Source organism: Kitasatospora sp. NPDC059747, from assembly GCF_042732955.1.
Lineage (GTDB): Bacteria > Actinomycetota > Actinomycetes > Streptomycetales > Streptomycetaceae > Kitasatospora.
This window is the reverse complement of sequence record NZ_JBHWGV010000044.1, coordinates 2156-15964: the sequence shown is the minus strand read 5'-3', so window position 1 is coordinate 15964 and position 13809 is coordinate 2156. Positions and strand designations below refer to the sequence as shown.

Here is a 13809-nt window from a genome sequence, read left to right as displayed (position 1 = left end):
GGAAAGCAATGCTCAGCAGGCGTGTACGGGACTCCTATCGGCGGTTAAGGGACTCGCGCCAGGGCCGGAGCCGGGACGCCCACTTGCAGACCCACAGCCGTCGGTTGATGCGGCGGCTGGAGCTGCCCGTGCCGCTCGACCCGGCGGAGCTGTGCGAGCGGCTCGGCGAGGACCGCGGCACGCCGATCCGGCTGATGCCGTGGGAGCTGCCGGTCGACGGGCCGTTCGGCATGCTGATATCGCGCCCGCACGAGGACGCCATCGTCTACCAGTCCCACACCACCAAGGCCCACCAGGCCCACATCATCCTGCACGAGGTCGGCCACATCGTCGCGTACGACCTCGCGGGCGGACGGCCCACCGAGGCCGGGCCGCACGGGTGTTACTCCGACCGGGACGAGCGGGACGCCGAGGTCATCGCCTCCACGATCATGCGGCACGCGATCACGCTCGGGCGCCGGGCGCAGCGCTACGGCATCGACGAGCCCTGGCAGCCCTCGGTGTACAACAGCCTGGTCCTGACCGACGGGCTGACGTGAGGGCGTTCGACTGCGTCGCCATCGTCACGCTGCTCGCCGGTACCGCCTGGACGCTGCCCGCGCTCGTCCGCCGCCGCTTCCGCGATCCCATGCGGCTGCACCTGAGCCTGTCCCTGCTGTTCATGGGGCTGGGCAACCTGCTGGCGCAGCCCCGCCTGGTCGCCCTCCTCGACCGGCGCACCACCGCTGGGGTCGCCAAGTGCAGCTACAACGCGCTGGTCCTGGTCGGGCTCTGCCTCATGGTCTCGTTCCTGCGGGAGCGCCCGATCAACCGCCGTACGGCCGGGCGCTCGTGGGAGGTGCTGCTGTGCGCGGCCTGCCTGGCGGGCATGGTCGCGATGACCGTCCTGCTGCCGCCGCCGCTCCGCAACCACACCCTGACCAGCCACTTCCTGCTCGACTGGCGGGTGCGGGTGTTCTACGACCTGGGCAACGTCTTCCTGTTCTCCGGGTACGCCGCGTGCGCCCTGCTCGCCCTGCGGCACTCGCGCGCCGGGCACCCGCTGCGCAGATGGTCCCTGGCGGTCATCGCCGCCGGCCTGATCGGGCTGGACCTGAGCTGCGTCTTCCGCGTCCTGTGGGTCAACCTGCCGGGGCTGCGCGCGCCCGGGACGCCGGTGACGTACGACGAGGACTTCGGCTTCGGCATCGCCGCCACGATCGTGGTGTGCGCGGGGCTGAGCCTGCCGTTCTTCGTGGGCCTGTTCCAGCTCCGGCGGGACCGGCGCGACCACCGCGCGCAGTACCACGGCCTGGAGGCGCTGTGGCAGCGGGTGGCGGTCTTCTACCCCGAACTGATCCTCGACCAGCGGAGTTTCGTCGGGCGGCAGCTGGGGCCCGTCGCGGACTACGCCTCGGCGACGTACCGGCGGTACGTCGAGTGCCGGGACGGGCTGACCCGGCTCGGCCCCTACCTCCGGCTCGCCGCCGACGAGTTGGCACCCGGCGGGGACGGTCTGCCGAAGGATCCGCGCGCGGCGGCCCGCATCGTCGACCGCGCGCTGCTCCTGTACGGGGCGCAGTCGCTGGGCGAGGCGGCGCCGAAGACGAACGCGCTGTTCATCCCGGGGCCCCGCGAGGCCTCCGACGACTACGAGAGCGACCTCGTCGGGCTGATCGAGATCTCCCGCGAGCTGCGGGCGCTGCGGGCCCAGCGCACGGGCGCGGCGTAGCCGCCCGGGCCGGTGCGCCGCCCGGCGCACCGGCCCGAGGGTGCGGGAACCCTACGGCACCAGGACGAACTTGCCCCGGAATCCGCCGGCCTCCAGCCGCCGGTGCGCCTCGTGCGCGTCGGCGAACGGGAGGACGGTCGTCCGCGGCCGCACACCGGCGTCGCGGGCGGCGCGGGCGGCCACCTCGGCCAGGTCCGCGCGGTCCAGCTCCACACCGTGGAGGACGAACTCCACGTCCGGGCGGCGGGCCGGGTCGGGCGCGGCGAACGGGACGAGGGTCAGGAACGTGCCGCCCGGGCACACCGCCTCGATCAGGTCCGGGGCGCCGCCGGCGTCCACGACGACGTCGTAGGCCTTCGCCTCGACGCGCGCCGGGTCGGTCAGCACCGCTCCCCCGCCCGGGCGGCCGAGGCGCAGCGCCCGGCAGGCCTCGGCGTCGCCGGGGCGGACGAGGAGGTCGGTGGTGGTGTCCGGCTCGTCGAGCAGCCGGACGGCGAGCTGTCCGCCGAGGCTGCCCTGGGCGCCGACGAGCAGCACCCGGCGGCCGGCCCGGACGGGGGTGCGGCGCAGCGCCTGGACGGCGGTGACGCCGGCCAGCGGCAGGGCGGCCGCGTCGACGAGGTCCAGGGCGTCGGGGACGCGGACGACGTACTCGGGGTCGAAGCGGACGTACTCCGCCATGCTGCCGACACCGGTGCCCAGTTGGGCGGTCATCGCCATGACGCGGTCGCCGGCGGTGTAGCCGCAGCCGGCGGGTGCGTGGGCGACGGTGCCGGCGAGGTCCCAGCCGAGGACGGCCGGGAGGGCGGTGGGGATCAAGCCCGAACGGGTGGCCAGGTCCACGGGGTTGACGGCGGCGGCCGCCACCCGGATGACGAGTCCGTCCCCGTCCGGTTCGGGCAGGTCGAGGAGGCCGAGTACCTCCGGGCCTCCGGTGCGCGTGATCCCCACGGCCTTCATCGTGCGGTGTCCTCCCCGGGACTCGGCGCCGGAGGCCTCGGGGCGTCCAGCGCGTCCATGATCGACAGTAGTTGCTCGCGGACCTCCGGGGTCATCCCGCCGGCCCGCATCGCGATCGAGCGCACCTGCCGGTCGGCGAGGACGGAGGCCCAGGCCGGGTCGTCGGCCGCGTCGGCGGCCGTCTCCTCGTTGATGAGCGCCCCCACCGAGACCGGGAGGGTCATCGGGCGGGCGCGGAAGTACTGCACGATCGCGGCGAGCACGCTGATCGTGGGGTTGGTCTGCGAGCCGTTGCGCAGGGCGGCCAGGTAGCTCCTGGAGATGGTGACGTCGTGGGACGGGTCCTCGGAGATCGCCTGGGCGACCTCGGACGTGGAGGGTTCCCGGCGGCGTCCCACGGCGTCCGTGGTGGCTGCATCCGCGAACCACGCGTTGAGGCGTTCCGCCAACGTGGCCATGTCCGTCTCCCTGGGCTCCGGCGCCTCGGGTCGGGACGACTCGGCGCGACGTTCGGTGACGGCAGGGTAGACGCTAGCGCTTCGCCTGTGAAGTCGCCGAGGTTCTCGAAGTCTAACACCAGTGCCACCTCATCAACACACCTGCCAATATAGTGGCAGCAAGTGCTAATATACTGGCGTTTGCGATCGCCACAAAGACAATCGTCCTGTGAGAAGGTCCTGCGTCGCCCCGGCCACCCGGGGTGCGGGAGCCCTGGCAGTCCAGGGCGCAGGAGCCCCGGGAGGCCGGGGACGCAGGACCGCCCGAACCCTTCCGAATCCGGAGGAGACATGCGCAGCGGTACGACTTTCACCCAGGGCCTGCGGCACAGCGTCGACGACGGCCGGGCCGGCGGCCCGGCGTGGACGGTGGAGGCCGTCCGCCAGGTGCGCTACCACGTCGTCAGCTCCGACCACCTGTTCGCGCTCGACAACACGGCCCTCCTCGACGGCTGCCCGGACGCGCCCATGCGCGCCGGCGACCGCCGCCTCGTCGTCATCGACGAGAACGTCGACAAGCTCTACGGCGGCCGGATCCGCGACTACTTCACCTACCACCGCGTCGCGGTCACGATGCTGCCGCTGCGGGCGGACGAACCCGTGAAGGAGTGGGAGTCCGTCCTGCGCGTGGTCGACGCCATGAACGACTTCGGCATCGACCGCCGCCGCGAGCCGGTCCTCGCCATCGGCGGCGGCGTGCTCACCGACATCGTCGGCTTCGCCGCCAGCCTCTACCGGCGCGGAACCCCGTACATCCGCATCCCCACCACGCTGATCGGCCTGGTCGACGCCGGGGTCGGCGTCAAGACCGGCGTCAACTACGGCCTCGGCAAGAACCGCCTGGGCACCTACGCCCCGGCGACGGCCACCTTCCTGGACCGCACCTTCCTGCGCAGCCTCGCGCCGCGGCACATCAGCAACGGCCTCGCCGAGATCATGAAGATGGCCCTCATCCGCTCCGAGGAACTGTTCGCGCTGCTGGAGTCCTGGGGCGCCGCCGTCCACGCGGACCGGCTCCAGGGCTCCACCGGGGAGCTGGCCGCCGCGTCGGACGCGATCGTCGCCGAGGCCATCCACCTGATGCTCGAAGAGCTCCAGCCCAACCTGTGGGAGTCCCACCTGGAGCGGTGCGTGGACTACGGGCACACCTTCAGCCCGACCGTCGAGATGCACGCGCTGCCGGAACTGCTGCACGGCGAGGCCGTCATGATCGACATGGCCCTCACCACCGCGCTGGCCACCCTGCGCGGCGACCTCTCCGAGGAGCAGGCCGACCGGATCTACCGCGTGGCCACCGCGCTCGGACTGCCCGTGTGGAACGACGTCCTGGCCGACCCGGCGCTCCTGGAAGCCGCCCTGCTCGACACCGTCCGCCATCGCGACGGCCACCAGCGGCTGCCGCTGCCCGTCGGGATCGGCCGGCACCACTTCGTCAACGACGTCACCCCGGCCGAACTCCGCGCCGCCACCGAGCTGTTGCGGCGCAAGGCCGCGGTGGCCGGGCACATCCCGGCCGGCTACGCGCGGGTGAGCGCGTGAGCGAGCGCAGCGAGGTGGGCGTGAGCGCCCCCCACGGCGGGGCCCGGCCCGTCACCGCCGTCGTGATCGGCGGATCCACCGGCATCGGCCGGGGCGTCGCCGACGCGTGGGCCGCCGAGGGCGTCGAGACCCACGTCCTCAGCCGCTCCCGGCCCGCCGGCCCCGGCGCCGACCTGCTCGCCTGGCACCCGCTGGACCTGCGCGACGGCGACGCGGCGCGGGCCGCCCTGCGCTCCGGCATCCCGCCCCGGGTCGACCTGGTCTGCTACTCGGCCGTGTACTTCACCGACCGCCGCGAGCCCTTCACGGACGTCCACGAGGCCGACTGGCTGGACCAGTTCGCGGTCAACGTGCACGGGCTGGCGTGGACACTGAAGGAGACGCTGCCCGCCCTGCGCGCGGCCGGCCCCGGCCTGTTCCTGCACATCTCCTCCGAGGTGGTCTACAACGCGGGCCCGAACCGGTCCGGCTACGCCGCGACCAAGGCCGCCGCCGACTCGCTGGTCCGCTCCGTCGCCCAGGAGACCGACCCCGCCGAGGTGACGTTCATCCAGGCGCTGCCCGCCGGGATGGTGGACACCCCCGGCATCCGCGCCCGCCGGCCGGCGGGCTTCGACTACGGGGCCTACATGACGCCCGCGCACTTCGGGCCACTCGCGGCCGAACTCGCCCGCACGCGCGGGGTGCCGTACGCGGGCGAGGCGCTGGTCGTGCACGAGGACCGGAGCTGGACGCCGGTCCGCGCAGGGACCCCGCAGTCCCAGTCCCGCCCGCAGTCCCAGTCCCGCCCGCAGTCCCAGTCCGACGCGGTGTCACCGTCCCGCCCGCCGTCCCCGTCCGGCGCACTGTCATCGCCCCCGTCCGGCGTCTGAGCGCGCCCGACTCCCTGTCCCCGAGCACGACGTCGAGGAGGACCCGTGCCACAGCTCCAGGCACACACACTGCTGTTCGACATGGACGGAACCCTGGTGGACTCGACCGCCCTGGTCGAGTCCACCTGGGCGGACTTCAGCGGGCGGCACGGGCTGGACCTCGCCGAGGTCCTCGCCTACGCCCACGGCCGCCCCACCCGCGAGACCGTGCACCGCTTCGTCGCCGACGCGCCGCTCGCGGCGTCCGAGACGCGGCGGCTGGTCGCGCACGAGGAGTCGGAGACCGCCGGCATCACGGCCGTGCCGGGCGCCGCCGCGCTCCTCGCCGCGCTGCCGCCCGGCTCCTGGGCGGTCGTCACCTCCGCGAGCCGCCGACTGGCCGAAGTGCGGCTCGGCGCGGCCGGACTGCCCGTACCGGAGCTGCTGGTCAGCGCCGACGACGTCACCCGCGGCAAGCCCGACCCACAGGGCTACCTGCTCGCCGCCCGGCGGGTGGGCGTGGAACCGCGGGAGACCGTCGTCTTCGAGGACTCCCCCGCCGGCATCCGCGCCGGACTGGCCTCCGGCGCGCGCACGGTGGTCATCGGCGGCTGCGCCGACCACGACCACGAGGCGGAGCGGCACCCCGACTTCCGGGGCTTCGCGGTGGCCCCGGCCGACCCGTCCCGCCCCGGCGTGACGCTCACCGTGCCGGAACCCGTCGCCGACGGCCGGCCGGTGCGGCCGTGACCGGGACAACGGCCCCGGCCGCGACCACCCTCGCCGCCGACGTCGGCGGCACCTGGGTGCGCTGGCGCGCCGGGGGCCCCGGGAGCCCGGTCGAGCGGGTGCCCGCGCCCAGCCGGCTGCGGCACCCGGAACGGGCCGTCGCGGACCTGCGGCGGGACATGGTCGAGCTGCTCGGCGGGGCCGCCCCGCCCGGCGCCAGGGCCGCCGTCTCCTTCGGCGCGGCCATCGACCACCTCACCGGCGTCGTCCACGGCTCGGCCCCGCTGTGGGGCGCGGCGGACGAGCCGTACGACCTCATGGCCGCCCTGCGCGAGCACCGGCCGGACGTCACCTGGACCCTCGTCAACGACGTCACCGCCGCCCTCGCCGACTTCGCCGTCAACCACGCCCGCCCCGGCACCCGGCGCGTCGCCTACCTGACCGTCAGCAGCGGCATCGCGCTGCGCACCGCCGACCTGGAGCGGACGGTGATCCCCGTCGACGCGTGGGGCCTGCAGGGCGAGGTCGGACACCTGACCGTCGCCTGCCCGCCGGACCTGGCCGGGCTGCCGTGCGAGTGCGGCGGCCCCGACCACCTCGCCTCGCTCGCCGCCGGCCCCGGCTTCGTCCGGGTCGCCGAACGCCTGGGCCTGCCGGACGCCGCACGGGTGGCCGACTGGCTGCCCGGCGCGCTCGACGCCGGCGACCCGGCCGCCCGGCGGCTGCTCGGCCTGTGCGTCGAACCGGTCGCCCAGCTGATCCGCACCCTGTGGTGCCTCGACCCGCACCTGGACCTGCTCGGGCTCGGCGGCGGCGTCGTCGAGGGCCTCGGCGCGCACTACGCCACCGAGCTGCGCCGCCGCCTGGCCGCCTCCACCTCGTACGCCGCCCGCGGCTACGGCCGGGCCTGGCTCGACGACCGCCTGGTGCTGTGCGGCCCCGGCGACGTGGACGCGCTGCGCGGCGCGGAGTGCATCGGCCACTGGCCGCCGAGGATCGCCCGGTGAGCGCGGCGAGCACCGTGAGCCCGGTGCGCCCGGCCGGCGCCGCGAGCACGACCGGCGCCCCGACCCCGGCCACGCATCGCGCGCTGGTGCGCCGTGCCCCGGACCGCCACGGCCGCACCCTCGTCGACGTCGCCGAGGTGCCCACCCCCGCGCTGCGGCCGGGCGACGCGCTGCTCGCCCCCGCCGTGGCCGGCATCTGCGGCACCGACTGGCAGATCCTGCGCGGCCTGCGCGACGACCCCACCCCGGTGCTCGGGCACGAGGGAGTGGCGTACGTCGTCGAGCCGGGCGACACCGGGCTCGCCCCGGGCACGCCCGTCACCGTGAACCCCACGCACCCGGACGACCCGTCGTTCCTGCTCGGGCACAACCTGCCCGGCCTGTGGGCGGAGCTCGCCCGGATCCCGGCGTCGGCGGTGCGCGCGGGCCTCGTCGTCCCGGTGCCGGACAGCGCCGTGCGCCCCCGGGTCGCCTCGCTGGCCGAGCCGCTCGCCTCCGTCCTGTACGGGCTGCGCACCACGCTCCGCCTGGTGCGCCCGGCCTCGCTGGTCGTCTGGGGGGACGGCATCGTGGGCCGCCTCGCCACCGAGCTGTGGCCGCGCGAACTGCCGGGCCTGCGCGTCCTGTTGGCCGGCCACGGCGACGGCGCCGTCCACCCGGACGACCCCGCGCTGCCGGCTCTGCTGGCCGCCCTGCCCGGACCGGTCGCCGCGGTGATCGCCACCCCGCGCACCGGCACCCCGGACGCCCTGCGGGCGCTGGACCGCCTCGTGCCGGGCACGCTGGTCGTGGACGTGCACGCCGGACTGCCGTCCGGCCCGGTCGAGTTGACCGCCGGCCCGGTCGACGTCACGGCGGTGCGCGCCGAGCACTGCGGCGGCGCGCCGTGGCCGCCGCGGGCCACCAGCCTCGCCCGGCCCGCCGGTCCGCTGCTCCTGCACGGCCACCGGGGCGTGTCGGGCGACCACCTGCGCGAGGCCGTCGCCCATCTCACCGCCCCGCGCGAGGCGCTGGGCCGGGACGTCCTCACCCACGAGGTCGGGCTCGACGGGGCCGCCGAGCTCGTCAACACGGTCCTGACCACGCGGCGGCGCGCCGCGGACGGCCGCCGGGTCCTCAAGGCGGCGATCCGGGTGGCACCTCCGCGGGACCGGCAGTACGGGGTCGGGGGTGGCCGGTGACCGCCCTCCCGGTGGCCGCACCGCAGTGGCGGATCGCGGACGACCGGACGGCCGCCGCCCGGGCCGCGCTCGCGGCCGGGGCGGACGCGCTCCAGCTGGACTTCGGCGGGGCCCACCGGGGCCCGTTCCTCGACGACCCTGCCGAACTCGCCGCCGCCCAGGGGATCGCCGGGATCCTGCCGGTCCCCGTCCTGGCGGTGAACCACGCCAACGACCTCGGCCTGGCCCTCCCCGACGGCACGGCCAACCCCGCCGCCCTCGCCCTGCTGCGCCGGGCCCTGGACTGCGCCCTGCGCCTGGGCGCCCGGGTCCTGCACGTCCCGGGCTTCCGGCGCAGCCTGCCCGTCACTCCCCACCTACGCGCCGGGACGGCCGAGTTGCTGCAAACCCTGGGCGACGAAGCCGACGCGGCCGGGCTGACGCTCGCCTACGAGTCACCGCTCGACGCCGAGGACAGCCTCGCCCTCGCCCGCGCGGTGGGCCGCCCGGCCCTGCGCCTCGTCCTGGACACCGGCAACCTGCTCGACGCCGGCACCCCGCCCGCCGGCTTCGCCCGCGCCGTCGCGGCGGCCGGACTGCTGCTGCCCGACCTGCACGTCAAGGACCCCTCGCGCCCCACGACCTGGCGCGGCATCCGCACCGAACTGCCGGACCTGCTGCGGCACGCCGGCGCCCGCACGGTGCTCGTCGAGAACGACTACCGCCGGGCCCCCGGCCGCCTGCGCGCCGACGTCACCGCGTGTCGCGAGGCGTCCCTGCACACCCGTCACACCCGGCACACCCCTCACACCGCTCCCAGGGAGAACGCCCCGTGAAAGCCATCCTGCTGACCGCACCGCGCACGGTGACGATCGCCGAGGTCGACCCGCCCGTACCGGGCCCCGGCGAGGTGCTCGTCCGGGTCGGCCTGCTCGGGTTCTGCGGCACCGACCTCGGCTTCTTCGACGGCACCAGCAACTACCTGCGGGACGGCCTCAAGAGCTACCCGTTCGTCCCGGGCCACGAGTGGGTCGGCACGGTGTGCGGGACCGGCCCCGGCGTCGACGCCGACTGGGCCGGACGCCGGGTCTCCGGGCACAACTTCCGGGTCTGCGGGCGCTGCCCGGCCTGCCGGGCGGGCCGGATCCGCTACTGCCCCGACCGCAGCGAGATCGGGGTGCTGGGGCCCCGACCCGGCGCCGGGACCGAGCTGCTGACCGCCCCGGTGGACACCCTGACCCGGATCCCCGACGCCCTGTCCGACACCGCCGCCGCACTGCTGGAGCCCACCGCGGCGGCCGTGCACGCGGTGGACCGGATCGCGGTGGGCCGGCACGACCGGGTCGCCGTGCTCGGCGGCGGCACCCTCGGGCTCGCCGCGGCCCAGGTGACGCGGGCGCTCGGTGCGGACACCGTCGTCCTCGACCCGCACCCCGCGGCCCGCGAGCTCGCGGCCGCCCTCGGCCTGCCCGCCCTGGCGGCGCCGGGCGAGCGGGACCAGGGGGCGTACGACGCCGTGGTGGAGGCCTCCGGCAGCGGCGCCGCCGTCCGGGCGGCCGTCGGCCTGGTCGCCCCGGGCGGCCGGATCGCCCAGCTCGGCACGCCCCACCACCCCGTCGACGGCTTCGACGCCGCCGCACTGGTGATCAAGGACGTCACGCTGCACGCCGCGCTGTCCGGGGTCGGCTACTGGGACCGGCTGGTGGAGCTCGTCGAGTCGGGCGCCGTCGACCTGGACCCGCTCGTCGACCGGGTCTTCCCGCTGGAATCCGTGGAGTCCCTGGACGCCGCGTTCGCCCACCTCGCGTCCCCGGACCGCCGACGGCCCAAGGTCCTGGTGCGCATCGGGGCGGAGCAGCCGGGCGGCGTGGCCGAAACCGCAGCGGCGCTGGTGAGTTGATGAACGGAACGGACCCCGGCACGGACCGCCCCGGCACGGACCGCCCCGGCGCGGACCGCCCCGCCCGGATCGACGCGCGCACGGCGGCGCGGCTGGCCACCCTGGCCGCCGCCGCCTTCGTCTACGTCACCTTCGAGGTCTTCCCCGTCGGCCTGCTCCAGGACATGGCGGACGACCTCGGCGTCCCGGCCGGGCGGATCGGGCTGCTGCTCAGCGGCTACGCCGTCGTCGCGGCCGTGGTCACCATGCCGACCGTCGCGCTCGCCGCGCGGGTCTCCCGCCGCACGGCCCTGCTCGTCTGCCTACTCGTCCTGCTCGCCGCCGAGCTCATGGCCGCGCTCGCGCACGACTACCCGACGATGGCGGCCAGCCGGGTCGCCGCCGCGCTCACGCACGGAGTGCTGTGGTCGCTGATCGCCCCGGAGGCGGCCGGACTGGTGCCGCGCGAGCGGGTCGGCACGGCGACCGCGGCCGTCTTCGGCGGCGCCACCCTGGCGTCGATCGTGGGCAGCCCCGGGACCACCCTGATCGGGCAGCTGATCGGCTGGCGCGCCACGGCACTGCTGCTCGCGCTCGCCACCGCGGCCGTGACGGGCGCCCTGGCGTGGGCATTGCGCCGGCGGCCGGAGGTCGGGCCCGCCGAGGCGCCCGCACGGACGGGCGAGGGCGTCCGCATGGACCGGCGCGCGGTGCTGACGCTGTGCGGGGTGGCGCTCGTGCTGGTCACCACCCACTTCCTCAGCTACACCTACTTCTCCGTGCTCGTCGCCGGCATCACCGGCTCGGCCGGGTCCGTGGTCACCCTGCTGACGGTCTTCGGACTGGCCGGCGCCGCGGGCACGTTCCTCGTCGGCCGCCACAACGACACCGCCCCGCGCCGGACGGCCACCGTGACGATGACGGCCTTCACGGCGGGCGTCGGCCTGCTCCTGCTCGGCTCCGCCCCGCTGCCGGGAGCCGTCGCCGCCGCGGTGGCCACGGTGGCCGTCGCCCTGTGGGGCGGGGCGTTCGCCGCCGCCGGGCCGGTGTTCCAGACCGGGATCATGCGCCTGGCGGGCGACGACGCCGACCGCGCGTCCTCGATCTACGTCACCGGCTTCCAGATCGGCATCGCGAGCGGCTCGGCACTCGGCGCGGCCCTGCTCGACGGCTCCCCCGCCTGGCTGCCCGCCGTCTCGACGGCCCTCGCCACGGCCGTCCTGCTCGCCGTGACGCTCCGTCGCCCGATCCCGGAGGCGAACCCGGCCGGCGCTCCGGAGGCCGTCGAGCAGCAGCGCGGCCCGGCGGAACGTAGGAACGGGCCACGATCCACCGCGTCGGCCGGCGGATGCCAGCTCCTCCCAGGCCGTCGGCCCGGGGGCGTATCCGGCGTACATCCCCGGGGCGACGCGCAGGGCCGGCGCGGCTGAATACGATCTCCGCATGGAAGAGCTTCTCCAGCGTCTCTCGACATCGAAGCGCGTGACCTGGCTGATGTCGCAGGCCGTGGTGCTGGCCACCGCCGGCTTGTATGCGCTGATGCTCCCCTTGACGATGCCGGCCCCTGAGCACGGCCTGTTCCGGTTCCCCGACCTCGGGGGCTTCCAGAAGATCGGTCTCTGGCTCCTGCTCGCCCTGCCGGTTCTGCTCGTGCGCCGTCTGCCGACGACGGTCTTCACGGCGGTCCTGGGCGAAGCGGTCCTCGGCGACGCCTTCGGCGCGCGGCCCTCGATCGTGTTCGTCCTGCTCGTCGGCTTGGGCGGGTACCTCGCCGTCCGGCGGCCGAAGGCTGCCGCCGCCGGCTCCGTCGCGAGCGTCGTGGCCGCGTTCTTCAACGACCTCCACGGCCGCGAGCAGTCCCTCGGCGACGCGTCCCAGTGGGCCGGGGGGTTCGCGTTGTGGTTCGCGGTCGCGTGGGTCTTCGGCGGGGTGTACCGCAAACGCCGTGAGTACCTCGAAGCCCTGCAGGAGCAGACCGCGGCCCGCGTCGTCATGGCCGAGCGGCTGCGGATCGCCCGCGAGTTGCACGACAGCGTCGCGCACAGCATCGGGATCATCACGGTGCTGTCGGGAGCGGCGGCGCGGGTCGTGGAGACCAAGCCCGAGCAGACGCGGCAGGCGCTGGCCGGCATCGAGACCACCGGCCGGGAGACGCTGCTGGAGCTGCAGCGCATGCTCGGGGCGCTCCGCCGCGCCGAGCCCGACGACGCCATGCCGCAGGCCGCTCCGCTGGCGCCGGCCGGCAGCCTGGCCGACGTCCCGCAGCTCGCCGAACGCACGGCCGGCGCCGGGGTGCGGGTTCAGGTGACCTGGCGGGGCGAGCGGCGTCCACTGCCGCCGGAGATCGAACTGTCGGCGTTCCGGATCATCCAGGAGTCGGTGACGAACGTGGTGCGGCATTCCAGGGCGCGGACGTGCCGGGTCGCGGTCGGTTACGAGCCGGAAGGGGTGACGATCGAGGTGGTGGACGACGGGGACGACGCTCGCGGCGGGCCCGGCCGGCCGAGGCTCTCCGCGGCCGGCGGGAGCGGCTTCGGCCTGCTCGGCATGCGCGAGCGGGTGACGTTGCTGTCCGGCCAGTTCAGCGCCGGCCGGCGTCCGGAGGGCGGGTTCCGGGTGACGGCGAGGCTCCCGGCATGAGCGTGCGGGTGCTGCTGGTCGACGACCAGCCGCTGATGCTGGTCGGGCTCGGGATCCTGATCGGCGACACCGACGACCTGGAGGTGGTCGGCGAGGCCGGCGACGGCCGCGAGGCGGTGCGCCTGGCGCGTGAACTGCGGCCGGACGTCGTGGTGATGGACATCCGGATGCCGGGCATGGACGGGATCGAGGCGACCCGGCAGGCGACCGCCGAGCCGGACCCGCCCAAGGTCCTGGTGCTGACGACCTTCGACGACGACGAGTACGTCTACGGCGCACTGCGCGCCGGGGCCAGCGGATTCCTGCTCAAGAGCATGGCCCTGGACGCGATCCTGGAAGCGATCCGCGTGGTGGCCGCGGGCGACGCGCTGATCGCGCCGAGCGTGACCCGACGGCTGATCGCGGACTTCGCCGCAACGTCCGGCCCCGCGGCCCCCGAACCGGACGCCGGGCCCGCCCCGGACCCGAGTCCCATCGCGGGGATCACCGACCGGGAGCGCGAGGTGCTGGCACTGGTCGGACAGGGACTGTCGAACACCGAGATAGCCGAGCGGCTGGTGATCAGCGCGGCGACCGCGAAGACCCATGTCGCGCGTCTGTTCGCCAAGCTCGTGGCCCGGGACCGCGTCCACCTGGCGATCATCGCCTTCGAAACCGGACTCGTGCCGCGTAGACGGTAGGGGCCCGCGACCGGGCCGGTCACGCTCGGCCGCGGGCCGCGGAACGAACCCTGACCTGCACGGCAGGCGAGCCGGCCGAAAGGCTTCCGGTGGGGGCGGGGGGGGGGGCGCACGGCCCCCCGGGCCCAACAAACGCAACCAGGGGGGGGGGGTGGC

General features: G+C 75.5%; 14 protein-coding genes. 12 read left to right on the top strand and 2 right to left on the bottom strand.

All coding sequences use genetic code 11. The features are described from left to right. Positions 1 to 83: 83 nt before the first annotated feature. Complete coding sequence (locus ACFV4G_RS20450; protein ID WP_380442275.1) at positions 84 to 539, top strand: hypothetical protein; 456 nt, start codon at positions 84 to 86, stop codon at positions 537 to 539. Further along, positions 536 to 1711 (top strand): MAB_1171c family putative transporter, encoded by a 1176-nt coding sequence (locus tag ACFV4G_RS20445; RefSeq protein WP_380442273.1) that lies wholly within the window; start codon positions 536 to 538, stop codon positions 1709 to 1711. The genes ACFV4G_RS20450 and ACFV4G_RS20445 overlap by 4 nt, the downstream gene beginning before the upstream one ends. A 51-nt stretch (positions 1712 to 1762) precedes the next feature. On the opposite strand, the gene ACFV4G_RS20440 is transcribed toward ACFV4G_RS20445, so the two are convergent. Then, a complete protein-coding gene (locus ACFV4G_RS20440; RefSeq protein WP_380442271.1) occupies positions 1763 to 2662 on the bottom strand; it encodes an alcohol dehydrogenase catalytic domain-containing protein in 900 nt (299 codons plus the stop codon). 5 nt (positions 2663 to 2667) lie between these two features. Beyond that, positions 2668 to 3129, bottom strand: coding sequence for a hypothetical protein (locus ACFV4G_RS20435; RefSeq protein WP_380442269.1), 462 nt, complete (start codon positions 3127 to 3129; stop codon positions 2668 to 2670). 330 nt (positions 3130 to 3459) lie between these two features. Here ACFV4G_RS20435 and ACFV4G_RS20430 point away from each other — a divergent pair, with 330 nt between their 5' ends. The 10 genes from ACFV4G_RS20430 to ACFV4G_RS20385 are packed head-to-tail and all read left to right on the top strand — an operon-like array spanning position 3460 to position 13653. Continuing rightward, positions 3460 to 4707 (top strand): sedoheptulose 7-phosphate cyclase, encoded by a 1248-nt coding sequence (locus ACFV4G_RS20430; RefSeq protein ID WP_380442267.1) that lies wholly within the window; start codon positions 3460 to 3462, stop codon positions 4705 to 4707. Beyond that, positions 4704 to 5579 (top strand): SDR family NAD(P)-dependent oxidoreductase, encoded by an 876-nt coding sequence (locus tag ACFV4G_RS20425; RefSeq protein ID WP_380442265.1) that lies wholly within the window; start codon positions 4704 to 4706, stop codon positions 5577 to 5579. The genes ACFV4G_RS20430 and ACFV4G_RS20425 overlap by 4 nt, the downstream gene beginning before the upstream one ends. A 45-nt stretch (positions 5580 to 5624) precedes the next feature. After that, a complete protein-coding gene (locus tag ACFV4G_RS20420; RefSeq protein ID WP_380442263.1) occupies positions 5625 to 6308 on the top strand; it encodes an HAD-IA family hydrolase in 684 nt (227 codons plus the stop codon). Beyond that, entirely contained in the window at positions 6305 to 7294 is a 990-nt protein-coding gene (locus tag ACFV4G_RS20415; RefSeq protein WP_380442261.1) for an ROK family protein, read from the top strand. Before ACFV4G_RS20420 ends, ACFV4G_RS20415 begins: the two co-directional genes overlap by 4 nt. Further along, on the top strand, positions 7291 to 8475 hold the full coding sequence (locus tag ACFV4G_RS20410; RefSeq protein ID WP_380442259.1) for an alcohol dehydrogenase catalytic domain-containing protein: 1185 nt from the start codon (positions 7291 to 7293) through the stop codon (positions 8473 to 8475). The genes ACFV4G_RS20415 and ACFV4G_RS20410 overlap by 4 nt, the downstream gene beginning before the upstream one ends. Further along, entirely contained in the window at positions 8472 to 9290 is an 819-nt protein-coding gene (locus tag ACFV4G_RS20405; protein ID WP_380442257.1) for a sugar phosphate isomerase/epimerase family protein, read from the top strand. The genes ACFV4G_RS20410 and ACFV4G_RS20405 overlap by 4 nt, the downstream gene beginning before the upstream one ends. Further along, entirely contained in the window at positions 9287 to 10354 is a 1068-nt protein-coding gene (locus ACFV4G_RS20400) for a zinc-binding dehydrogenase (protein WP_380442255.1), read from the top strand. The genes ACFV4G_RS20405 and ACFV4G_RS20400 overlap by 4 nt, the downstream gene beginning before the upstream one ends. Further along, positions 10354 to 11763 carry an MFS transporter gene (locus ACFV4G_RS20395; protein ID WP_380442253.1) on the top strand — a complete coding sequence of 470 codons (1410 nt, stop codon included), beginning with the start codon at positions 10354 to 10356 and terminating at the stop codon, positions 11761 to 11763. The genes ACFV4G_RS20400 and ACFV4G_RS20395 overlap by 1 nt, the downstream gene beginning before the upstream one ends. A gap of 13 nt (positions 11764 to 11776) precedes the next feature. After that, on the top strand, positions 11777 to 12973 hold the full coding sequence (locus ACFV4G_RS20390; protein ID WP_380442251.1) for a sensor histidine kinase: 1197 nt from the start codon (positions 11777 to 11779) through the stop codon (positions 12971 to 12973). After that, positions 12970 to 13653, top strand: coding sequence for a response regulator (locus ACFV4G_RS20385; RefSeq protein WP_380442249.1), 684 nt, complete (start codon positions 12970 to 12972; stop codon positions 13651 to 13653). The genes ACFV4G_RS20390 and ACFV4G_RS20385 overlap by 4 nt, the downstream gene beginning before the upstream one ends. Positions 13654 to 13809: the final 156 nt, after the last annotated feature.